The 21,908-nt window shown below is 63.4% G+C and carries 22 protein-coding genes and 1 tRNA gene; 14 read left to right on the forward strand and 9 right to left on the reverse strand.

Features of this window, described 5'->3' with window-relative positions; translation table 11 throughout:
- Window positions 1-4: 4 nt before the first annotated feature.
- The 3 genes from AC3ANQ_RS05185 to AC3ANQ_RS05195 form a co-directional block, all read right to left on the reverse strand.
- The gene (locus AC3ANQ_RS05185) at window positions 5-2,254 is read right to left on the reverse strand and encodes an RNA degradosome polyphosphate kinase (protein WP_488304132.1); all 2,250 of its coding nucleotides are present in this window, start codon (window positions 2,252-2,254) and stop codon (window positions 5-7) included.
- Between the two features lie 104 nt (window positions 2,255-2,358).
- Window positions 2,359-3,330 carry a mycothiol synthase gene (mshD, locus tag AC3ANQ_RS05190; protein WP_488304133.1) on the reverse strand — a complete coding sequence of 324 codons (972 nt, stop codon included), beginning with the start codon at window positions 3,328-3,330 and terminating at the stop codon, window positions 2,359-2,361.
- A gap of 248 nt (window positions 3,331-3,578) precedes the next feature.
- Entirely contained in the window at window positions 3,579-4,277 is a 699-nt protein-coding gene (locus tag AC3ANQ_RS05195) for a winged helix-turn-helix transcriptional regulator (protein WP_265979258.1), read from the reverse strand.
- A 318-nt stretch (window positions 4,278-4,595) separates the two neighbouring features.
- Here AC3ANQ_RS05195 and AC3ANQ_RS05200 point away from each other — a divergent pair, with 318 nt between their 5' ends.
- From AC3ANQ_RS05200 to AC3ANQ_RS05230, 7 genes are all read left to right on the forward strand, one after another.
- Window positions 4,596-5,330 (forward strand): permease, encoded by a 735-nt coding sequence (locus tag AC3ANQ_RS05200; protein ID WP_488304134.1) that lies wholly within the window; start codon window positions 4,596-4,598, stop codon window positions 5,328-5,330.
- 166 nt (window positions 5,331-5,496) lie between these two features.
- Window positions 5,497-6,096, forward strand: a complete 600-nt coding sequence (locus AC3ANQ_RS05205; protein WP_488304135.1) for a nitrobindin family protein — start codon at window positions 5,497-5,499, stop codon at window positions 6,094-6,096.
- A 105-nt stretch (window positions 6,097-6,201) separates the two neighbouring features.
- Window positions 6,202-6,924 (forward strand): flavodoxin family protein, encoded by a 723-nt coding sequence (locus AC3ANQ_RS05210; RefSeq protein ID WP_488304136.1) that lies wholly within the window; start codon window positions 6,202-6,204, stop codon window positions 6,922-6,924.
- A 22-nt stretch (window positions 6,925-6,946) separates the two neighbouring features.
- On the forward strand, window positions 6,947-8,032 hold the full coding sequence (gene ygfZ / locus AC3ANQ_RS05215) for a CAF17-like 4Fe-4S cluster assembly/insertion protein YgfZ (RefSeq protein ID WP_488304137.1): 1,086 nt from the start codon (window positions 6,947-6,949) through the stop codon (window positions 8,030-8,032).
- Entirely contained in the window at window positions 8,029-8,442 is a 414-nt protein-coding gene (locus tag AC3ANQ_RS05220) for an ankyrin repeat domain-containing protein (RefSeq protein ID WP_488304138.1), read from the forward strand. Before ygfZ ends, AC3ANQ_RS05220 begins: the two co-directional genes overlap by 4 nt.
- A gap of 140 nt (window positions 8,443-8,582) precedes the next feature.
- Window positions 8,583-9,143 (forward strand): PadR family transcriptional regulator, encoded by a 561-nt coding sequence (locus AC3ANQ_RS05225; RefSeq protein WP_488304139.1) that lies wholly within the window; start codon window positions 8,583-8,585, stop codon window positions 9,141-9,143.
- Window positions 9,144-9,197: 54 nt separating this feature from the next.
- Window positions 9,198-10,739: a DHA2 family efflux MFS transporter permease subunit gene (locus tag AC3ANQ_RS05230; protein ID WP_488304140.1), complete on the forward strand. Its 1,542-nt coding sequence runs from the start codon at window positions 9,198-9,200 to the stop codon at window positions 10,737-10,739.
- 71 nt (window positions 10,740-10,810) lie between these two features.
- On the opposite strand, the gene AC3ANQ_RS05235 is transcribed toward AC3ANQ_RS05230, so the two are convergent.
- The 5 genes from AC3ANQ_RS05235 to AC3ANQ_RS05255 form a co-directional block, all read right to left on the reverse strand.
- Entirely contained in the window at window positions 10,811-11,542 is a 732-nt protein-coding gene (locus AC3ANQ_RS05235) for a GNAT family N-acetyltransferase (RefSeq protein WP_488304141.1), read from the reverse strand.
- A 74-nt stretch (window positions 11,543-11,616) separates the two neighbouring features.
- Window positions 11,617-12,642: an ATP-dependent 6-phosphofructokinase gene (locus AC3ANQ_RS05240; RefSeq protein ID WP_234749032.1), complete on the reverse strand. Its 1,026-nt coding sequence runs from the start codon at window positions 12,640-12,642 to the stop codon at window positions 11,617-11,619.
- A gap of 247 nt (window positions 12,643-12,889) precedes the next feature.
- Window positions 12,890-13,147 (reverse strand): PspC domain-containing protein, encoded by a 258-nt coding sequence (locus tag AC3ANQ_RS05245; RefSeq protein WP_488304142.1) that lies wholly within the window; start codon window positions 13,145-13,147, stop codon window positions 12,890-12,892.
- A 45-nt stretch (window positions 13,148-13,192) separates the two neighbouring features.
- Window positions 13,193-13,492 (reverse strand): hypothetical protein, encoded by a 300-nt coding sequence (locus AC3ANQ_RS05250; RefSeq protein ID WP_488304143.1) that lies wholly within the window; start codon window positions 13,490-13,492, stop codon window positions 13,193-13,195.
- A 1-nt stretch (window position 13,493) separates the two neighbouring features.
- Window positions 13,494-15,056, reverse strand: coding sequence for a PspC domain-containing protein (locus tag AC3ANQ_RS05255; protein ID WP_488304144.1), 1,563 nt, complete (start codon window positions 15,054-15,056; stop codon window positions 13,494-13,496).
- 125 nt (window positions 15,057-15,181) lie between these two features.
- On the opposite strand from AC3ANQ_RS05255, the gene AC3ANQ_RS05260 reads away from it, so the two are divergent.
- Window positions 15,182-16,591: an ATP-binding protein gene (locus tag AC3ANQ_RS05260; RefSeq protein ID WP_488304145.1), complete on the forward strand. Its 1,410-nt coding sequence runs from the start codon at window positions 15,182-15,184 to the stop codon at window positions 16,589-16,591.
- On the forward strand, window positions 16,588-17,274 hold the full coding sequence (locus AC3ANQ_RS05265) for a LuxR C-terminal-related transcriptional regulator (RefSeq protein ID WP_488304146.1): 687 nt from the start codon (window positions 16,588-16,590) through the stop codon (window positions 17,272-17,274). Before AC3ANQ_RS05260 ends, AC3ANQ_RS05265 begins: the two co-directional genes overlap by 4 nt.
- A 165-nt stretch (window positions 17,275-17,439) precedes the next feature.
- Here AC3ANQ_RS05265 and AC3ANQ_RS05270 read toward each other — a convergent pair whose 3' ends face one another.
- Entirely contained in the window at window positions 17,440-18,669 is a 1,230-nt protein-coding gene (locus tag AC3ANQ_RS05270; protein ID WP_488304147.1) for a pyridoxal phosphate-dependent aminotransferase, read from the reverse strand.
- A 325-nt stretch (window positions 18,670-18,994) separates the two neighbouring features.
- Between AC3ANQ_RS05270 and AC3ANQ_RS05275 the strand changes: the two genes are divergently transcribed.
- From AC3ANQ_RS05275 to rplA, 5 genes are all read left to right on the forward strand, one after another.
- A tRNA-Trp gene (locus AC3ANQ_RS05275) sits at window positions 18,995-19,067 on the forward strand.
- Between the two features lie 82 nt (window positions 19,068-19,149).
- Entirely contained in the window at window positions 19,150-19,431 is a 282-nt protein-coding gene (gene secE, locus AC3ANQ_RS05280; protein ID WP_488304148.1) for a preprotein translocase subunit SecE, read from the forward strand.
- Between the two features lie 114 nt (window positions 19,432-19,545).
- Window positions 19,546-20,394, forward strand: a complete 849-nt coding sequence (gene nusG, locus AC3ANQ_RS05285) for a transcription termination/antitermination protein NusG (protein WP_488304149.1) — start codon at window positions 19,546-19,548, stop codon at window positions 20,392-20,394.
- Window positions 20,395-20,523: 129 nt separating this feature from the next.
- On the forward strand, window positions 20,524-20,955 hold the full coding sequence (rplK, locus tag AC3ANQ_RS05290; protein ID WP_024365990.1) for a 50S ribosomal protein L11: 432 nt from the start codon (window positions 20,524-20,526) through the stop codon (window positions 20,953-20,955).
- Window positions 20,956-21,087: 132 nt separating this feature from the next.
- The gene (rplA, locus tag AC3ANQ_RS05295) at window positions 21,088-21,795 is read left to right on the forward strand and encodes a 50S ribosomal protein L1 (RefSeq protein WP_234749040.1); all 708 of its coding nucleotides are present in this window, start codon (window positions 21,088-21,090) and stop codon (window positions 21,793-21,795) included.
- The last annotated feature ends 113 nt before the right edge of the window (window positions 21,796-21,908 follow it).

Here is a 21,908-nt window from a genome sequence, read left to right on the forward strand (position 1 = left end):
CTGCCTACCGCCGGGCAACTGCACGTTGTCGGGACCGTGAGGCAAGCAGCCAGGACTGAATGTCCAATAGCGGCGTGCCGTCTTCGGCCTGGTGGAACCTGGTCCAGTGACCTTCGTTGTCGAGATGCCAACTTGCAGTGCCTGAGTCCAAGTAGCGGCGCAGCAAGTCCATGACCTCGGCTGTGTCTTCGCGGCTGGAGAGCTGAACCAAGGCTTCGACCCGGCGGTCGAGGTTGCGGTGCATCATGTCCGCGGAGCCGATGTACACCACGGGGTCGTTGGCATTCGCGAAGGCAAACACGCGTGAGTGCTCCAGGAAGCGGCCCAGCACGGAGCGAACCGTGATGTTTTCGCTCAGTCCAGGTACTCCGGGACGCAGCGAGCATATGCCGCGGACAATGACATCAACCTTTACCCCGGCCTGCGACGCCCGGTAGAGGGCGTCGATGGTGGCTTCGTCCACCATGGAGTTGACCTTGATCTGGACCTTGGCGGCGATTCCTGCGTGGGCGTTGCGGATCTCGGTCTCGATCCTGTCGATCAGCCCCGACCGCACCGAGCGTGGCGCCACAAGAAGCCGCTTGAACGTGGACTTAGGAGCGTATCCGGATAGCTGGTTGAAGAGCTTGGACAGGTCCTCGCCCACCTGCTCGTTCGAGGTCAGCAGGCCCAGGTCCTCGTAATAGCGGGCCGTGCGCGGGTGGTAGTTGCCCGTTCCGATATGGCAGTAGCGGCGCAGGCCATCCACTTCCTGGCGGACTACCAAGGACAACTTGCAATGCGTCTTGAGTCCCACGATGCCGTACACAACGTGCACGCCGGCCTGCTCCAATTTGCGGGCCCAGGAGATGTTGGCCTGTTCGTCGAAGCGAGCCTTGATCTCCACGAGTGCCAGGACCTGCTTGCCGGCCTCGGCGGCGTCGATCAGGGCGTCAACGATGGGCGAGTCCCCGGAGGTGCGGTACAGGGTCTGCTTGATGGCTTGGACCTTGGGGTCGGCGGCCGCCTGCTCCAGGAAGGCCTGGACCGACGTCGAGAACGAGTCGTACGGGTGGTGCAGCAGGATGTCGCGTCGGCGCATGGCCGCGAAGACGTTGGCGGCCTTGGACGTCTCGGATTCGTTCAAGTACCGCGAGGTGTGGGGCACGTGCTTCGGGTAGTGAAGGTCGGCGCGGTCGATTCCACCGATGACCGAAAGTCCACGAAGGTCCAGGGGTGCGGGAACGGAGTAGACCTCGGATTCCTCGACGCCGAGTTCCCGCACCAGGAGCGCGCGGATGTTCGGGTTGATATCCGTGGTGACCTCGAGCCGAACGGGCGGGCCGAAGCGCCGGCGCAGCAATTCCTTCTCGAGCGCCTGCAGGAGGTTCTCGGCGTCGTCCTCTTCAACCTCAACGTCCTCGTTGCGGGTGACGCGGAAGCTGTGGTGCTCCATGACTTCCATGCCGGGGAACAGCTTGTCCAGGTGAACCGCAATGACCTCTTCGAGGGCGATGAAGCGGGCCACCCGGCCCGGGACGGCGCCGGCCCGCGGGCCGTCGATCGAGACAAGCCGGGGCAGCTGGTCCGGAACCTTGACGCGGGCGAACAGTTCCTTGTCACTGACGGGGTTGCGGACAATCACTGCCAGGTTCAGGGAGAGGCCGGAAATGTAGGGGAACGGGTGGGCGGGATCGACGGCGAGGGGGGTGAGGATCGGGAAGACCTTCTCGCCGAACATGATGCTCAAGCGGTGCTGGGCTTCGTCGTCGAGCTCGTCCCAGCGCATCAGGTGGATGTGCTCGTAGGCCAAAGCGGGGCGGATCTGCTCGGCAAACACCCGGGCGTGCCGTTCCTGCAGCTTGTGGGCGGCCTCGCCGATCTGCTCGAGGACTTCGATGGGGCTCAACCCGGCGGGGGAGGGCACCGCGAGCCCGGTGGCGATGCGGCGCTTCAGGCCGGCAACGCGCACCATGAAGAATTCATCCAGGTTTGAAGCAAAGATCGAGAGGAAATTGACCCGCTCCAGCAGGAAAAGATCCGGGTCCTCGGCGAGCTCGAGAACGCGCGAGTTGAAGGCAAGCCAGCTCAGTTCGCGGTCCAGGAAGCGGTCGGGGGTGATGTCGCCTTCCGGTTCCGGCGAAGGGGCAAATTCAGGGATGTCGATGCGGTCCTGAGTGGCCCGCGCCGCCGGGACTTCGGAAGAACCGAAGCGCGGAGGCAAGGTTGCGCCCTTGACCTCGGTTCTGGTGGTTCCGACCGGGTCCGGATTCATCGGGCTCTCCTTCGTTCAGCGCGGGGGTCTGCTTCAACCCTACAAGGATTCCACGTACCGGAATCCTAGATGTCCTAACCTTTCAGATGCGCCTTGGTTCCGGGTTACTTCCGGGCCAACGGCGCATACATGACATCGACGTCCCAACGGACGAAGCCCAGCTTCTGGTAGAGGGCAACCGCGGCGGCGTTGTCGGCGTCCACATACAACATCACGGAGTGAAGTTCGTGGCTCTGGAGGTACCTGATCCCGGCGACAGTGAGCGCCTTGCCAAGCCCCATGCCTTGGGCCGCGGGCGTCACACCCACCACGTAGACCTCTCCGATCGCCGGATGGGGTCCTTGCCGGGGGTGCACCTTGGTCCAGTGAAAGCCGAGCAATTCCCCGGCCGTGTTCACGGCAAGCAGGAAGCCTGCGGGGTCAAACCAGTCCTCAGCCATGCGGGCGTCGAGGTCGGCCCTGGTCAGGGACCCCTGCTCGGGATGATGCGCAAAAGCTGCCCTGTTGGCAGCCAGCCAGGCGGACTCATCCTGCCCCGGCACAAAGGCGCGCAGCGAGACTCCCTCGGGCAGGCCGGCGTCGGGCAGTTCCGCTGTGGAGGACATTAGCCGCATCTTCCACAGTTCACGCACCGGACCGTAGCCGTAGCGGGCGGCGAGGTCCGCGGCGGCCTCATGGTTCCCGTGGGACCAGGCGTTCAGCCCCGAAAGCCCGCGGCCGTCGCGGAGCGCGTCCAACAGCCTGCCGGCGACTCCCTGGTTGCGGTAACTGGGGTGGACGGCCATTTCCAGGACCCCGGTCCCGTCGTCCGCTTCAACGACGACGGCGATTCCCGCCAGATCCTGGCCGCTTGCGGGATCGGACTGCTCGTCCGGGGCATACAGGGCCAGCGTGAGCAACGAGTGGTCACCGGCGTCGGCTCCACGCAGCATGACCAAGGTTTGTTCGGACAACGGGGGATTGCCGTCCGATTCCTCCGCGGCTGCGGCGAGAGTCTTGATGTCTCTCAACAACTCGCGATCCGAGGCGCCTTTGACGACGAGGACGGGCCAGTTCTCCGGGTGCGCAGGGCTCATGTTGCAAGGCTATACGTCCGCGGCCGGTTTGGCGGGATGGATTTTGCAGGCACTCCCTCGGCCGTGTAAGGTCTATAACTCGTCCGGCTTTGAGAAGCTGGAAACGAGGGGGATCCACCAGTGGGGTGGCCGCGATACGTTCGACCCGTATGTCCTCCACTCAAGCTGACAACCGGCGCAGGCCTGGATCGCCGGCAAAGGAAAGGCCCGGACTCAGTGAGTCCGGGCCTTTCCTTTGCCGCGGAAACTCAGGCTTCCGTGAGTTCATCTTCTTGCAAACGGACCAGCGTCAGCCGATAACCAACGTTGCGTACCGTGCTGATCAGGTTTTCGTGGTCCACGCCCAGCTTTGCACGCAGGCGCCTGACGTGGACGTCCACGGTGCGGGTGCCTCCGTAGTAGTCGTAACCCCATACTTCCGTGAGGAGCTGCTGGCGCGTGAAGACCCTGCCTGGGTGCTGCGCCAGATACTTCAAGAGCTCGAATTCCTTGAAGGTCAGGTTGAGCGGCTGTCCGTTCACCCGTGCTGTGTAGCTAGCTTCGTCAATCACGACGCCGGCCGCACGGATTTCGGTGTTGGTTTCCTCTTCGCCGGGGACGGCGCGCGCCATGGCCAAGCGGATCCGGGCCTCGACTTCGGCCGGCCCCGCAGAATCGAGGACGATGTCATCCACGGACCATGCAGAGGAGACGGCAGCCATGCCGCCTTCAGTGAGGATCAGGATGAGGGGGGCGCTCAGGCCCGTGGCCTTGAGCAATTGGGTCAAGGAGCGGGCCCCGACAAGGTCCTTGCGGGCATCAAGGAAAACGACGTCGGTGGGATCGGTTTCGAGCAGTGCCGTCGGTTCTGCCGGAAGGATGTGGACCCGGTGGTTCAAGAGTTCCAAGGCAGGCAGGATGTCTACCGACGACCCGGTGCTGTTCGTCAGGAGCAGGATGTGCGACATAGTTCCTCCAATGGGCGGTCCGCGCATCATCGGGCGTCTGAACCGGGTTTCCACCGGCCGGTAGCTGCTCAAGGGGCGAGGTTCCGTTGTAACGGAAGCGTTGCAACAAGAAGCGCTGTTGACAACCGAGTATACCCAAAGGCCCCTCCAACGTCAGGGATTCGTGACACCTTCAACCCCTGTTTGCGACATATTTCGGCTGCATAAGGCAGGATTGGCAAGAGGTTGGTCGCCGCGTGGGGCGAAACGGAGCCCCGCGGGTCCGCAGCGAGGTCGAGGACACAGTGAGGTCAGGGGCGCAGTGAGGTCAGGGGCACAGTGAAGTCTTGGAGTATCGGGGTGGTCGGCCTCGTGGCCCTGGCGGTTATTGTGGCCAGCACATACGGTCCCCCGGAAGGACTGGTGGGCGTCGGAATCGCGGCGGCGGCCGCCGTCGGCATCGGATGGCCCCATTTTCTAGCGGTTCCCGCCAAAAAGACCCTGGCCGCGGTGATCGGGTTGAGCGGTGCCGCTTCGGCCGTGGCCGCCGGTTTCATTCCGGCCCCCGGCTTCCTCGACGCGACTCCCGCCTTCGTTGCGGCCGGCGTGATCGCGGTGTTCGTCGTGCAACTGATCCGGGGAACGGGTCAAGCCCAACGGCTTGAATCCACCCTCGGCAGTTGCGCAGGCGTGTTGTTGAGCTGCCTCGGAGCAGGCTGGATCGCGGGTTCACGGTTCAACGGGATCAAGGAAATGGTGCTGGTTGCCGGCCTCAGTGCCGCAGTTGCCCTTCTCGCCGGACTCTTGCGCTGGCCGGACCGGGTCGTGGCGCCCTTGGGCATCGTCGCGGCCGGATTGGTGGCTCCATTGGCCGGCCTGGTGTTCTCGAATATTTCGATTGTGCCCGCGATTGTCGTGGGGGTCGTCATCGGCTCGATCTTGGTCAGCTTCCGCCGGATGGTCACGCTCCGGCTCGGCCGCCTGAACTTCCCGGCCGTCCTGGGAATGGGCGTCGCGCCCGTCTGGGCGGTTGGTGCCCTGTGCTACTTCATCGACAAACTACTCATCTACTAACAGTTAGGATGGCATCATGTCCGTACTTGCATTTGAAATCTTCTTCCTTGTCCTCCTCGGCTTGGCCAGCCTCTCGATGGCGTGGTTTGCCGGTTTTGTCGTTTACCGTCTCTTCAAGGGCCAGAAGTAGAGCTTCTGTACCTTCTGGTCCACTGAGGTAGTTGCTGTGCCCATCGAAATCCCTTCAGACCTGACACCCGAACTGGTACCCCTTTCCTGGCTCATTGGTGAGTGGGAAGGCCGGGGGCGGCTTGGAAGCGGCGACGAAGACTCGGAGCATTTCATCCAGCACGTCTCCTTCACGCACCACGGTTTGCCGTACCTGGAGTACCGCGCCGAAAGCTGGCTCAGTGATGAGGACGGCACCAAGCTGCGGCCCCTGACGGTGGAGACCGGCTTCTGGGCGCTGGAGCGTAAGATGATTGATGCCGACGGCGGTCCGGGCCTGATCCCCGCGGATATTGTCCCGGCATTGAAGACTGCCGACGACGTCGAGGCCCACCGGAACGCTGACGGCGGGTTCGATATCTCGGTGTCGATCGCCCACCCCGGCGGCATCAGCGAGCTCTACTACGGCCAGATCAAGGGGCCGCAGATCCAGATGAGCACAGACATGGTGATGCGTGGCGGCCAGTCCAAGGAATACACTGCGGCCACACGGATTTTCGGCCTCGTAGACGGCAACCTGCTGTGGCGCTGGGATGTGTCTACTCCGGGGAAGTCGCTCGAGGCCCATGCTTCGGCTTTTTTGAACAAGCTCTCCTAGAAGAGCCGGTTCGCTGGCTTCAAGTCGCATTGAGCTTCAAGGTCCACCGAAAAAGGTCCCACTGAACGTCCCGTTTCGCAGCTCGATCCAACAAGGGAGCAGCAAGTGAACGAAGCAGAAAAACCTGCCAGTTATGACGATCTCAAGGCTGTGTTCTTCAACGGGACGCTCAAGCCGTCCCCGCAAGTGAGCAACACCGACGGACTGATAACCATCAGCCGGCGCATCATGGAGAAACAGGGAGTCAGCACCCGCGTCATCCGGACCGTGGACCACAATGTGGCTGCCGGGGTGTATCCCGACATGCGCGAACACGGCTGGGCAACGGACGAATGGCCGGAACTTTATCCGGCGGTGCTGGAAGCCGACATCGTGGTGGTGGCCGGCCCCATCTGGCTCGGCGACAACTCCTCCCAGACCAAGAAGCTCATCGAACGTCTCTATGCCCATTCGGGCCAGCTCAACAGCAAGGGCCAGTGGGCGTACTATCCGAAGGTTGGCGGCTGCCTCATCACGGGCAACGAGGACGGCATCAAGCACTGCGCCATGAACGTCCTGTATAGCCTGCAGCATGTCGGTTTCACCATCCCACCACAGGCTGATGCCGGCTGGATCGGCGCCGTCGGTCCTGGCCCAAGCTACCTCGATGAAGGATCCGGTGGCCCGGAGAGCGACTTCACCAACCGGAACACCACCTTCATGACCTGGAACCTGCTCCATTACGCGCGGATGCTCAAGGATGTGGGCGGCATTCCCGCCTACGGCAACCTCCCGGAGGAGTGGAAAGCCGGTACGCGCTTCGATTTTGAAAACCCGGAATACCGCTGAGCCCCAAGGACTTCTACTACATATGACTTACAAGAGCCCCCTATTGTCGCGCCCCGGAGCTGTAGAAGGCGGCGGCGAGGATTCCGGCGTCGCGGCCCACTACGGCGAGCCCCTGCGGGAGCAACGCGCGCTGGCCGCCGGCACCGCCGTCGTCGATCTTTCCTATCGTGGGGTTGTCACGGTCACTGGACCGGACCGTCTCAGCTGGCTCAACACGCTGTCGTCGCAGCAGTTGACCAACCTTCAGCCGGGCGTCTCGAGCGAGTTGCTGCTCCTCACCATCCAGGGCCGCATCGAGTTTGACGCCCGCGTGGTGGACGACGGCGAAACCACCTGGCTGTTGGTCGAAGCTACCGAGGCTGCCCCGCTGGCGGAGTGGCTCAACAAGATGCGATTCATGTTGCGGGTCGAAGTGGCTGACGTATCGGCCGATTGGGCCGTCGTCGGCTCAACCAAGGCCGTCGACGCCTGGTCGGGATGCCTCGTTTGGGAAGACCCGTGGCCGCATATTGGCATCGGTGGCTATTCCTACAGCGTGGTGGAGGAAAGCTCCCATCCCGGTCTTGAACGGCCGTGGTTCGAGTACCTCATTCCCGCAGGCGAGCTAGAAACGGCCGTTGAAGGCATGGCCTTGGCCGGCTCGTTGGCTGCGGAGGCCCTTCGCATTGCCGCATGGCGTCCCCGGCTTGGCGCGGAGACGGACGAGAAGACCATCCCGCACGAGCTCGACCTCCTGCGGACATCGGTCCATTTGAACAAGGGCTGCTACAAGGGCCAGGAAACCATCGCCCGCGTCCACAACCTGGGACACCCGCCCCGGCGGCTTGTCTTCCTGCAGCTGGACGGCTCGCAGCACACCCTCCCGGCGGCAGGCAGCGCCGTGTTTGCCGGGGAACGCAAGGTGGGTACGCTGACGTCCGTGGCCCAGCACTTCGAAATGGGAGCGGTGGGGCTGGCGCTCATCAAGCGGTCTGTGGATCCGCAGGAAGTGCTGACCGTCCTGGATGGTGAGGAACCCTATCCGGCCGCCCAGGAGGTAATCGTCGCGCCCGACGCCGGACAGGTGGTGGGACGCCAGACCGGATTCCTGAAGGGACCCCACCGATGAGCGAAACAACGGGCGCTGAAGGCCAAACGACCGGTGCCGATGACGAGGCGATCGCCTTGGCGCATACGTTGCTCGATGCCGCCCGGGAGGGCAACTCGGAGCTTTTGCGCAGCTACCTCAATGCCGGTGCGCCTGCCGGAATGAGCAATGCCGCGGGTGATTCACTCCTGATGCTGGCGGCGTACCACGGCCACCCTGAGACCGTTCAGCTTCTGCTCTACCACGGTGCCGACGCGAACGCCGCGAACGACCGCGGCCAGACTCCGCTGGCCGGGGCAGTTTTCAAGGGTTACACGGAGGTGGCCCGGGTGCTCATTGATGCCGGAGCAGATCCCGACGCCGGAGTCCCGACAGCGCGCGACGCCGCCCGGATGTTTGCCCGCAGCGAGATTCTCGCGCTGCTTGGATAGGCCTGGGACGGCCGGATAGCAGATCAGGGAGGGCCGCCGGGCCTTGCCCCCGATTGGCGGCTGTCCCGTGCGGCTGCCTTGCGGTCTAATATTCCATGTGGAATAGTTGCTGTGGAATAGTTCGCACGGAGGATGAAAAAATGGCACGAGCCGCACTGACTCCACTTGGGGTCGCTGCACTTGCCCTCCTTGTCGAGGCGCCCATGCACCCTTACGAGATGTACCAGCTCCTGGTGGCGCGCCACGAGGATCGCTTGGTCAAGGTGCGGCCGGGGACCCTTTACCACGCAGTAGGGCGCCTGGAAGAGAGCGGCTTCGTGGAGGCGACTGGTATTGACCGCGCCGGCAACCGGCCTGAGCGCACAACCTACCGGATCACCGGAGCTGGGCGGGAGGCGTTGACCGTGCGCCTCCAGGACATGCTGGCGGAACCCGTGAACGAATACCCGAGCTTCCCGCATGCGATAGCCGAGGCACACAACCTGCCCTCCGGCGTCGTGCTCGAACTCCTGGACCACCGCGTAGCGAACTTGCAAAACCAACTCGATTTCCTGCTTCGTGGTGAAGAAGCAGTCGTCGCCAAGGGCGTCGAGCCGAAGTTCTGGATCGATGTCAAGTACCAACAGTCAATGCTGCGCACGGAAATCGACTGGATCCACGGCTTCCAGAATGATCTCCGCAGCGGGCAGTTGACATGGTAACTGCCCCTCCAACGCGCCATCTTGCAAGAAATTCAGCACAGTCAAAGGAATCCCATGGAAAACGTAACTAAACCGTGGCCCGCACTGTGGTCCCTCGTGGTCGGGTTCTTCATGATCCTGATCGACACCACCATCGTTTCCGTGGCGAACCCGCGGATCATGGAGGGCCTCCACACCGATATCAACGCCGTCATCTGGGTGACAAGCGCCTACCTCCTCGCATACGCGGTGCCGTTGCTGATCACCGGCAGGCTCGGTGACCGGTTTGGGCCCAAGAACCTGTACTTGATCGGCCTCGTCGTCTTCACCCTTGCTTCGCTGTGGTGCGGGCTTTCGGGCGACATCGGCACGCTGATCACGGCCAGGGTGGTTCAGGGCATCGGCGCGGCCATGATGACTCCGCAAACCATGGCCGTCATCACCCGTATCTTCCCGCCGGACCGCCGTGGCGCAGCCATGGGCCTCTGGGGAGCCACCGCCGGTATGGCCATCCTCGTGGGCCCGATCCTCGGCGGCGTGCTGGTTGACGGCCTCGGCTGGCAGTGGATCTTCTTCGTCAACGTTCCCATCGGCATCGTCGCGTTCGTCCTCGTGACCCGCCTGGTGCCGAAGCTGACCACGCACAGCCACAAGTTCGACGTCGTGGGTGTGCTGCTGTCCGCCGCCGGCATGTTCCTGCTGGTCTTCGGCATCCAAGAGGGCCAGAGCTACAAGTGGAGCACTGTTACCGGAGCCATTACGGTGTGGGGCCTGATCGTCACGGGCCTTGTTGTCCTGGCCGTGTTTGTCCTGTGGCAGTGGGTGCTTGAGCGCCGCGGCGGCGAGCCCTTGCTGCCCCTGGGACTGTTCAAGGACCGCAACTTCTCGCTGGGCAACACCACCATCATGGCGGTGGGGTTCACCATCACTGCGTTCCCGCTGCCCACCATTTTCTACTACCAGGTGGTCCGCGGACTGACTCCTACTCAGTCCGCGCTGCTCATGATCCCCATGGCCGTGATCTCCGGTGCGCTGGCGCCTTTCGTTGGCAAGCTGATCGACCGGATCAACCCGCGGTGGTTCGCCGCATTCGGCCTCGTCTGCCTGTCGGGGGCACTCTTCTGGACCTCGACGCTCTTGAAGCCGGACACCCCCATCTGGATGTTCCTGCTGCCCAGCGCCCTCCAGGGTGTGGCCAACGGTTTCATTTGGGGCCCGGTCTCCAACGCCACCACCCGCAACCTCCCGCCCCGCTCTGCGGGCGCCGGTTCCGGTGTCTTCAACACGACGCGCCAGATCGGCGCGGTACTGGGATCGGCCGCGATTGCTGCCCTGATCCAGTCCCGGCTCGCGGCCGAGCTGCCGGCGGCTCCTCCAGGTGCCGCCCCGGCCGGCGAAGGTGGATTCACCGGGAAGTTGCCTGAATTCCTACATGACGGCTTCACGACGGCGATGAGCCAGTCCGTCTTGCTGCCCGCCTTCGCGATCCTGCTGGGCGCAGTAGCAGCGTTGTTGTTCGGCAAACCCCAAGCCGTCCAGGGTTGGGGTTCCCCGGCGGGTGTTGCCGAGGTCAAGCCTGAGACCGTTTCGCAGGACGGCGGCCAGGGGAGCCGTTAGCCCGCGCGAACTGGCAGACGATGCCCCCAAAAACGGGGCATCGTCTGCCAACTCGCGGCCGAGAGAGGGCGTTAGCCAAGCAGCACGGAAGTCTGGACACCGCCGTCGACGAATCCCAGCCTTCGCGCCAAGGCGAGCGACCCGCGGTTGTCCAGCGCCGTTCGCCATTGCAGCGTCAGGCCCGAGGCGAGGGCCTCGTGGGCCGCGATCGAGGCAGCCAAAGTCCCGAGCCCTTGCCGGCGCAATTCCGGCGGCACCAGGACGCCCATATCTGCGAGGATCCCCTGCCATTCGGCGTAGGCTCCGCAAGCCACGGGTTTGCGGCCCGGATCGTTGCCATCGATCACAGTGAAATAGTGCTCCATCCTTGAAAGGTGGACTTCATTGACGTCGTCCGGAGGGCATCTGCCCTCCAATTCGATCGCCTCGGGATGGCCGTGGGACACAGTGACTTCGCCGCCAGGTTGGAAGAGGGGAAGGTCGTCGGCGAAGAGCAACGCGGATGTTCCGAGGCCGTGGCCCCCGTGCTCGCGGCTGAGTCGCAGCAACACGGAATGCTCGCTCAACAGATCGTCCGAGAGCTCGACGGCGGCAGCCACTGCCCATGCCGGAGCCACCAGGGCGGAGCGGCCAAAGAGCCGCACGAAGGTGATGGACTCAGCGTCCTCGTCTTCCCTAACCAACCGCTCCCCGGTGCGGACAGCGGGTGAGCCAGAGACGAAACTGAAGGCTTCGTCGTCGAACCCTAAGTGCCGGGCCCAGGCCAGCAGCACAATTTCGGCCGATCCCGCATCAAGTTCCATGACATCGAGTCTAGGCAGTTCCACGAAAAGGAAGGGCAAGCAGGCACCGCCTGCTTGCCCTTTCCGGATCCGGTCTAGCCGAACAGGACCGCGGCTTCGTCGTAACGGTTCTGCGGAACGGTCTTGAGCTTGCCCAGGGCAGCTTCGAAGCCCACGTGCTCGATGTCCGTGCCTTTCAGGGCCACCATGGTTCCCCAGCGCCCTTCCACCACGGAATCAATGGCCGCCATCCCCAAACGGGTGGCCAGAACGCGGTCAAACGCCGACGGGACGCCGCCGCGCTGGATGTGGCCCAAGATCGTGGCGCGGGTTTCGATCCCGGTCCGGGCTTCGATTTCCGGAGCGAGCTGGTCCGCGATGCCGCCCAGGCGGGGCCGGCCGAAAGTATCGAGCCCGCGCTCGGAGTGCGGGGCCTCCATGTGGTCGGGGACAAAGCCTTCGGCAACAACAATCAAGGGTGCGCGGCCACGATCGTGGGCTTCCTGGACCCACTCGGTGATCTGCTCGATGCTGACCTTCTGCTCGGGGATCAGGATGGCGTGCGCGCCGGCAGCCATACCCGCGTGCAGGGCGATCCAGCCCACGTGGCGGCCCATGACTTCGGCAATCATGCAGCGGTGGTGCGATTCTCCGGTGGTGCGCAACCGGTCGATGGCCTCGGTGGCGATCTGGACTGCGGTATCGAAACCGAAGGTGTAGTCGGTGGCGTCGAGGTCGTTGTCCACGGTCTTGGGAACACCGACGATTTTCAACCCGGCGTCGGTGAGGCGTTTGGCGGCAGCCAGGGTGCCTTCGCCGCCGATCGCGATGATGGCGTCGATGCCGAGGCGGTCCATGTGGGCCTTGATGACATCCGGGCCGCCGCCGTTCTCGAACGGGTTGGTGCGGGACGTACCGAGGATGGTTCCACCCTGCTTGGCGATACCGCGGACCATGGTGCGGGGAATGTCGATGACGTCGCCCTCCACGACGCCTCGCCAACCGTCCCGGAAACCGACGAATTCCTGGCCGTGAATGGCAATTCCCTTGAGGACTGCGCCACGGATAACCGCGTTGAGTCCGGGGCAGTCGCCACCGCTGGTAAGGATTCCAATTTTCATGAGGGCTCAAATCCTGGCTAGGAGGTATACGTGTAGAGCGCCACGCTGAGCTCACAACGATTGTAGGCGGCAATGTGGGGTGGGACACAAACCATGACTGGCGCCGGGGATGAGATCTTTGAAACAGCGTGGAAATCTCGCCCAAGAGCCGAGCTTGAGGACCGGGTTGAAAACCAGCGCCCCGCCAGGATGGCGGAGCGCTGGTGTGAACCCGCCTAGCCCAGTGAATCCTCTGGGCCGGGCTGGTCTATTCCTTGCCTTGCGAACGTTGGTTGAGGAACGTTTCCAGCGCAATGGCGCCGCTCTGGTTGGGAAGTAGTAGCCACGCCACCACGTAGATCACCACGGCGGGCCCGGGTAGAAGGCAGAAGAGCAGGTAGCCAACGCGGACGTAGGCCACGTCCACATTCAGTTTGGCGGCAATGCCGCCGCAAACCCCTCCGAGCCAACGCTGTGGACCACGCTTCAGGCCGATGCCCCGTACGATGCTGAAGAACTTGTTCATGGCTAGAGCCTTCCCTGTTGTGGCCGCTTTGTCACGTGCTGGTTGCTACTGATGGTCAGAGCCGGCGGCGCTGGAGCCTGGGCCGGACCCGTTGCCCTTTCGGGAGCGGGCCGACACCAGGCCGCCGATCACGAGTGCCGCGCCGGCCCCGATCATGAGCCCAATCAGTACATAGTTGCCGTTGAGGGCCACGAGGCCGAGCTTCGAAATGATGATCAAGGCTGCGAGTGCCAGGACGATCAGACCCCAGACCACGGTGCCAACCCTGGCGCCGGGAGCTTGCGCCACGGGCTCAGATGCTGACTGGCCTGTTTCAAATGCCCGCGGCGGTTCGTGCGTGCTCATGTCAGTTTCCTTCCTGGACGGTGACGTTACTGAAGGTGCCGTTGAGCTTGACGACTAGCTTGGCGCCGGGCTTGTCAGTGTTGAAGCTGTCCCGGGTACCACCGTTGCTTTGGGTGACGGCGCTTCCGTCCTGCTTGAGGTTTGCGAAGGTCATGTCCGCTTGGACCTCCACCGGCACGTTCGCCGGGATGAGGAGTTTGATGTTGCTGGCGGTCACGTCCATCGGAACCACGACGTCGGAGCTCAGCGGTGCGCTCAGGTTTAGCTTGGTCAAGTCAACGGTCCCGTTGGCTCCGGTAATGTCAAAGCCTTTGCGGGCATCGTCGATGCTCACGGGATTCCATTGACCATTCTGGAGACGGAAGTGGTCGGGATTGGGTGCGATATTGAAGATGCCCCCGATCACCAGCGCCGCGATGGCAAGGAATCCGAGCAGTCCCGACGTGCGGCCGCGAAGCCCGGATACCAGGATTCCGAGGCCGAGGACGCCGGCGCCCGTGGCCCAAACCACCGCGTTGGCGGCGTCGCCGAGGTGGATGGCGTTGCCCGCGTCGAGCAGCTTGAGGGTCCCGCCCGCCAGCAGTGCCGCCCCCGCGGAGACTGCCACGATGGCCGCGCCCGGTCCCTGCCGCTTTGGCCGCTGGGGCCGGTTGGGTCCGCCACCCGGCGGGTAGGGCCCGGCAGGATTAAAGGGGCCAGAAGGAGCGGCGGGTCCGCCCGTCCCGTAGGCGCCGGTCCCGTAACTGCCAGTCCCATACTGTCGGGTGTTGAGGGGCGCGGAATAACCAGCGCCCGACGGTGGCACCGTGCCCGACGCCGATACAGCGCCGTACCCGTGCATACCGCTTTCATATGAGGTGCCCTGCGCTGCGCCGTAGGCGCCGCCTGGGGTGCCGACCCCGCCTGGGGTGCCGACCCCGCCTGGGGTGCCCGGAGCAGGCGCATAATGTTGGGTTCCCATGGTTCGTCCTCCGTTTCGGGATTTGCTGCGCTGGACCAGGAAATAGATCAGGTAGATGACGCCGCCTACCCAGAACAGCGTCCAGAAGAGCCCGGGAAGGCCGTTCCAACCCCATCCCCAGAATCCGCGGCCGAGGCCTGGCAATCCGATGATGGTGGTGATCAGGGCACCGGTCATGCCTGCGGACCAGCGGCCCGCCCCGGCTTCCTGGGCGTGGATGCGGCCATCGGGTTCGGGCAGGAGGGCCCAGGCGATGCCGTAGAGCAGGATGCCGATGCCGGCGAAGACGGTCAGGACGATGAAGATGCCGCGGACGATAAAGGGATCGATGCCGAAGCGGTGGGCGATGCCGCTGGCCACGCCGCCCATCCACCGGTCCTGGCCGCGGCTGATGCCTTGGCTTCGGATCCAGGTGAAGAAGTTCTGTGGGGGTGCGGGCACTGCGTAGTACGGTGCGCCGAATCCACTACCATCGGCGCTGCCGGCGCTTGGCCGGACGGGTTCTTCCGGCGAGCCGGTTTCCCCGGCTTGCTTGGATTCCTCGGGTTGCCCGGGATCCGCTGGGTGTGCGGATTCCTCTGGATTCATGCTGTTCGGATTCATACTTCGATCTTGCCGTCCGGCGACCGTCCCGTTCTATTGGGGGATACCCTGAACGTTCCCTGAGTGGCCCCCTGAGATGCCCTGCTTCCAGCGTCGAAGGCCTTGATCCGTGTTTGGATGGATTCATGACAATCGCCACCCAACGCCCGCCGCTGGTCCGCAGCAGCGACCGCATCATTGCGGGCGTGTGCAGCGGGCTGGCCGACCACTTGGGCTGGCCCGTGAAGTACGTCCGGCTCGGGATGGTCCTTGCTTCGTTTGCCGGTGGTGCCGGCCTGGCTTTCTACGCTTGGCTTTGGGTCATGGTGCCTACGGCCGATGAGAGCGCCCGCCGCAATAGCCGCCGCCCGGCGTCGCCCATTGCTCCCGCGGTGAGCATGCCTCCGTTTGCTGGCCCCGCGCCGGCTCCCAGTTGGACTCCGGCTGCTTGGGCTCCAGGGGTCCGCAACGGTGTCGACGGAAGAGCGCCCGACGTCGGAGCGCAGCCACTACCGCAGTCCAGCACTGCTCCCGTATTCGCTTCCTGGTTCAGGGTTCGGCGCATCCAGTACGCGAAAGAGATCCTGCTGGGGGCCGGTCTCCTTCTCGTGGCTGCGATCCTCGTCGCCCGGCAGTTCGGCGTCGAGGTCCCCCTCGGCACCCTGATCCCGGCTGCAGCCATTCTTGGTGGCGCGGCGATCGCGTGGATGCAACTGGATGAGACGCGCAGGGCCGGGCTGGTGGACAAGACAAAGGCGGACCAAGCCGGCGGGTGGGTCCGCCTCGTTGCAGGACTCGCGCTGGTGGTTGCTGGAGTGTTGGTGATGGTGTCCGGTTCCGGCTCGTGGGAGCAGACATGGCTCGCGCTGCTGGCTTCGATCGCGGTGTTGGGCGGCGTTGCCCTGGTGCTGCTGCCGTGGGGACTGAAGTTCTGGAAGGACCTTGAAGCCGAGCGTGCAGGACGCGTGCGCGAGACCGAGCGGGCCGAGATTGCCGCCCATCTGCACGACTCGGTGCTGCAGACGCTTGCCTTGATCCAGCGTCGCGCCGGTTCCGAGCAGGACGTGATCCGCTTGGCACGTGCCCAGGAACGTGAACTGCGCACGTGGCTATATCGGGACGCCGCCAAGGACTCGGGACTCCTGGCAGAGCGGATTGCTGCGGCGGCAGCCGAGGTGGAGGACGCCCACGGGCACGCGGTGGACGTTGTCAGCGTGGGAGACGCGGCCATGACGGACAGGCACGAAGCCCTCGTCCTGGCGGCCCGGGAGGCCATGCACAATGCCGCCCGGCATGGCGGCGGAGCCGTGTCCGTCTATCTCGAGAGCTCGGACACGGGCAGCGAGGTTTTTGTCAGGGACCGAGGACCGGGCTTTGACCCGGATGCCGTCCCGGAAGACCGGCTTGGCGTCAAAGAATCAATCATCGGCAGGATGAAACGTCACGGAGGTACCGCAGTCATCAGCAGCAGCTCAGAGGGCACCGAGGTCCGCCTGAAGCTGCCCGTCGAGTACGCCGACAAAGCAGAGAACCGAAACGGAGAGACCAGAACATGAACGGCCCTGCAGAACAAATTCGGCCAGAACAGTCACAGCGAACGGTCCGGGTGGTGATCGTGGACGATCATGCCATTTTCCGTTCCGGCCTCAAGGCCGATCTTGATTCCAGGATCGAGGTGGTGGGCGAAGCCGGAACCGTGGAGCAAGCCATCGCCGTTATTGCCGAGGCTCATCCGGAAGTGGTCCTGCTTGACGTTCACTTGCCAGGTGGCCTTGGCGGCGGCGGGCGGGAGGTCATTGGCGCGTCCGCCCCGTTGCGGGGGAGTACTAGTTTCCTGGCCCTGAGCGTGTCCGACGCCGCCGAGGACGTGGTTGCCGTCATCCGGGCCGGGGCCCGCGGCTACGTTACCAAGACCATTTCCGGCACGGAGATCTCCGACGCCGTGATCCGCGTGGCCGACGGCGACGCCGTGTTCTCGCCGCGGCTCGCGGGTTTTGTGTTGGACGCGTTCGGGACCTCACCTGCGGAGATCGCCGACGACGAACTGGACCGCCTCTCCGCCAGGGAACTGGAAGTCATGCGCCTCATCGCGCGAGGCTACAGCTACAAGGAGGTTGCCAAGGAATTGTTCATTTCGATCAAGACCGTGGAAACCCATGTCTCCGCGGTGCTCCGCAAGCTCCAGCTCTCCAGCCGCCATGAACTGACGAAATGGGCCGCCGAGCGCCGCCTCCTCTGACGCTCGCTTAAGCCCAAACGCTCGCTCACCTTTGGTGCCTTAAACCCAAACGCTCGCTCACCTTTGGTGCCTTAAACCCAAACGCTCGCTCACCTTTGGTGCCTTAAACCCAAACGCTCGCTCACCTTTATCTCAAGGTGAGCGAGCGTTTGTGCAGGCGAAAGGCTACTTGGCCTGGCCGAGGAACTCCTGCAGGCGTCGAACGCCCTCGGCGAGGTCCTCGTCACCCAAGGCGTAGGACAAGCGCACGTAACCCGAAGGGCCGAAAGCCTCGCCCGGAACGACCGCGACTTCAACTTCGTCGAGGATTAGCGAGGCAAGCTCGGCAGACGTCGACGGACGGACAGGACCGTTCGACGTCGGGAACTCCTTGCCCAGCAATCCGCGAACGTCGGCGTACACGTAGAAGGCGCCGGCCGGCGTCGGGCATTCCACACCCTCGATCGCGTTCAGTCCGGCGACAATCGCTTTGCGGCGGCGGTCGAAGGCAACCTTCATCTCGTCGACGGCGGTCAGCGGACCGGAGACTGCGGCCAGGGCCGCGATCTGCATGATGTTCGAAACGTTCGACGTCGAGTGCGACTGGAGGTTTGTGGCGGCCTTGATGACGTCGGCCGGGCCGATCATCCATCCGACGCGCCATCCGGTCATCGCATAAGTCTTGGCCACACCGTTGAGGATGACCACCTTGTCGCCGAGCTCGGGGGCGGCGGTGGCAATCGAGGTGAAGGGCACGCCGTCGTAGGTCAGGTGCTCATAGATTTCGTCGGTGACGACCCAGAGGCCCTTGGCCGCTGCCCATTTTCCGATCTCTGCCACCTGTTCGGCGCTGTAGACGGCACCGGTGGGGTTGGACGGGGAGACGAAAAGCAGGATCTTCGTCTTGTCCGTGACCGCGGCCTCAAGCTGTTCCACGGTGACCAGGTAACCCTGCTCCGGGCCGGCGAAGACCTCAACAGGCACGCCTCCGGCCAGGCGGATTGCCTCCGGGTAGGTGGTCCAGAAAGGCGTGGGGATGATGACCTCGTCGCCGGGGTCAACAAGTGTGGCGAACGTGTTGTAGACAGCCTGCTTGCCGCCATTGGTGACCATCACCTGGGAAGCCTCGACTTTGTAGCCGGAATCGCGGAACGTCTTGTCCGCAATGGCCTGCTTCAGTTCCGGCAGGCCAGCTGCGGGGGAGTAGCGGTGGTACTTCGGCTGGGCGGCGGCTTCGACGGCGGCCTTCACGATGTAGTCGGGTGTCGGGAAGTCGGGCTCCCCGGCACCGAAGCCGATCACGGGACGACCCGCTGCCTTGAGCGCCTTGGCCTTGGCGTCAACGGCAAGGGTGGCGGATTCGGCGATGGCGGCAATTCGCTGTGAAATGCGGGCGGCAGGTATTCCGGCAGACATTAACGCACCGTTCTTCGCTGGCAGCTCATGAGCTGGATGGTGGGATTCGACGGAATCTACTTTATGCTGTTCTGCGGAGCTATCGGACTAACACCGGGAAAGTGACAGTGAAGGCTGATAAAGCGAGCGCTGATCACACGACCGGGACGGCCTGAACACTCCGGAAATGACCCGGTTCGACTATCGCGACGTTGTTGCGTAGACTGGTTCACCGGTGTTGAAAAACATCACAATGGTTCGCGCCCCAGACTGGGTCCGGAATCTCCTGGTCCCAGGGGGTCCTCGGCTTTTGATGGGTTGCGGCCAAAATATGGATTCGTTCCATAGGGTAGTGGCGCAATTGGTAGCGCAGCGGTCTCCAAAACCGCAGGTTGCAGGTTCGAGTCCTGTCTGCCCTGCGCAAGCTGTTCCGGGGTTCTCCTTGGAACAAGCGCAGCAACCATGGCTCTGATCAGAGTCGGGTCAACGACGTTTGCATAGATGAGTGAGGATCAGGTGACCGAAACAGCTGCGAGCAGCTCGAAGGGCCGCCCTGCCAAGAAGTCCGATTCTGGCCTCTTCGCTCGAATTGCACTTTTTGTCCGCCAGGTAATTGGTGAGCTCAAGAAGGTCGTTGCCCCCACCCGTAAGGAACTGGTCAACTACACGCTCGTGGTGCTGGTGTTTGTGGCCATCATGATGCTTATCGTCACCATCCTGGACCTGGCTTTCGGTACGGGAATCAAATGGGTTTTCGGCGCTACTGGCACCACGAACCACTAAGCGGATCGGTCCGTAAACCGCGCGAAATCCCCGGAAAATCAAGGGATTTCGCAGGGTTTGCGGAATTGAGCCATTTAAATAGGCATGTTAGGCAATGAGGAAGCAGGAGACCAAGTGTCTGAGCAGGAGCTCGAGGTAACTGAGACTGAGCTGGATGGGCCCGCTGAAAGCACGGCCCACGCCGCGGCTGACGCCGTGGAAGGATCCGAGGTCGATTCTGCTGCGCCCGAAACTGCCGACGTCGACGACGCCGACCAGGATGAGTCCGACGACGACGAGTCTTCCGACGACGCCGACCAGGATGAGTCCGACGCCGACGCCGACGCCGACGCCCTGGCGGCCGCTGCAGCCGTAGCGCCCGCCGACCCCGCTGACGAGTTCAAGGCCAAGCTTCGCCGCCAGGAAGGTGACTGGTACGTCATCCACTCCTACGCTGGCTACGAAAACCGCGTCAAGGCCAACCTTGAGACCCGCATCCAGACCCTGGACATGGAAGATTACATCTTCGAAATCCAAGTGCCCATGGAGGAAGTGGTCGAGATCAAGAACGCCCAGCGCAAGATCATCAACCGCGTCCGCATTCCGGGTTACGTCCTCGTCCGCATGGACCTGACTGACGCATCCTGGGGCGCCGTTCGCCACACCCCGGGTGTCACCGGCTTTGTAGGTAACGCCCACAACCCCGTCCCTCTTCGCCTTGACGAGGTCTTCTCCATGCTGGCTCCGGTCTTCGAAGAGCAGCAGGCCGAGAAGGGCAAGCCGGTCAACAAGCAGCACCAGACCCCTGTCGACATCGACTTCGAGGTCGGAGAGTCGGTCATCGTCAAGGAAGGTCCGTTCGAGACCCTTCCCGCAACGATCTCCGAGATCAAGATGGATTCCCAGACGCTTGTGGTTCTGGTGTCGATCTTCGAACGCGAAACCCCGGTGACGCTCGCATTCAACCAGGTCTCCAAGATCTAGTTGATCCCAGAATTTCGCCCCGCGGCTGCCGGCTTAGCAGCCACGGAGCGGTCGGTCGCCTTGCCATGGCGGCCACAAACCTGAGGCACGCTCCTGTGTCCTAGGAAGTTATTGAGAGAAGGACCTACATTGGCTCCCAAGAAGAAGGTCACCGGCCTCATCAAGCTGCAGATCCAGGCAGGTGCCGCCAACCCGGCCCCGCCGATCGGTCCTGCGCTTGGCCAGCACGGTGTCAACATCATGGAATTCTGCAAGGCGTACAACGCTGCGACGGAAGCCCAGCGCGGAAACGTTATCCCGGTTGAAATCACGGTCTATGAAGACCGCTCCTTCACCTTCATCACCAAGACCCCGCCGGCTGCAGAGCTCATCAAGAAGGCTGCGGGCGTTGCCAAGGGTTCGCCCACGCCGCACACCGTCAAGGTTGCCAAGCTGACCCAGGCACAGGTTAACGAGATCGCCACCACCAAGATGGAAGACCTCAACGCCACCAGCCTTGAGGGTGCTGCCAAGATCATCGCCGGCACCGCACGCTCCATGGGCATCACCGTCGAAGGCTAATACCAGCCTTCAACCGCCGGGAAACCGGCACTATTGAAATATTGAAAATGTTGGAGATCCACGCCGGATTTCCAACTGTGGCAGGGCCCAGCGCGGTCCGCAGACCACAACTGCACAAGGAGAATAAGCAGCATGGCAAAGCGCAGCAAAGCATATGAGGCAGCCGTAGCCAAGATCGAGGCAGACAAGTTCTACGCCCCGTTCGAGGCCATCAAGCTCGCCAAGGACACCAACCCGTCCAAGTTCGACGCCACCGTTGAGGTTGCTTTCCGTTTGGGCGTCGACCCGCGTAAGGCCGACCAGATGGTCCGCGGCACCGTCAACCTGCCGCACGGCACGGGTAAGACTGCCCGCGTCCTGGTTTTCGCAACGGGCGACAAGGCCGAAGCCGCAATCGCTGCAGGCGCCGACTTCGTTGGTTCCGATGACCTGATCGAAAAGATCGCAGCCGGCTGGACCGACTTCGACGCCGCAGTGGCAACCCCTGACCTCATGGGCAAGGTTGGCCGCCTCGGTAAGGTCCTCGGCCCGCGTAACCTCATGCCGAACCCGAAGACCGGTACCGTGACCGCCGACGTCACCAAGGCTGTCAACGACATCAAGGGTGGCAAGATCGACTTCCGCGTTGACAAGCACTCCAACCTGCACTTCATCATCGGCAAGGTTTCCTTCGACGAGCTGAAGCTGGCCGAGAACTACGCAGCCGCTCTGGAAGAGGTGCTTCGCCTGAAGCCGTCCGCTTCCAAGGGCCGCTACATCCAGAAGGCTACCGTCGCCACCACGTTCGGCCCGGGCATCTCCGTTGACCCGAACGTCACCAAGGTTCTCACCGAGGCGTAAGCCACAGGGAGCATCGACTCTGAAAGGACCGTCCGGCAATTGCCGGGCGGTCCTTTTGTTTGTCTGCTTGCGGAGCTGCCTTCGCGGCACGGTGAAGCGTACGACGGCGGCCC

It is taken from the genome of Arthrobacter sp. DMZ02-1R (assembly GCF_057747935.1).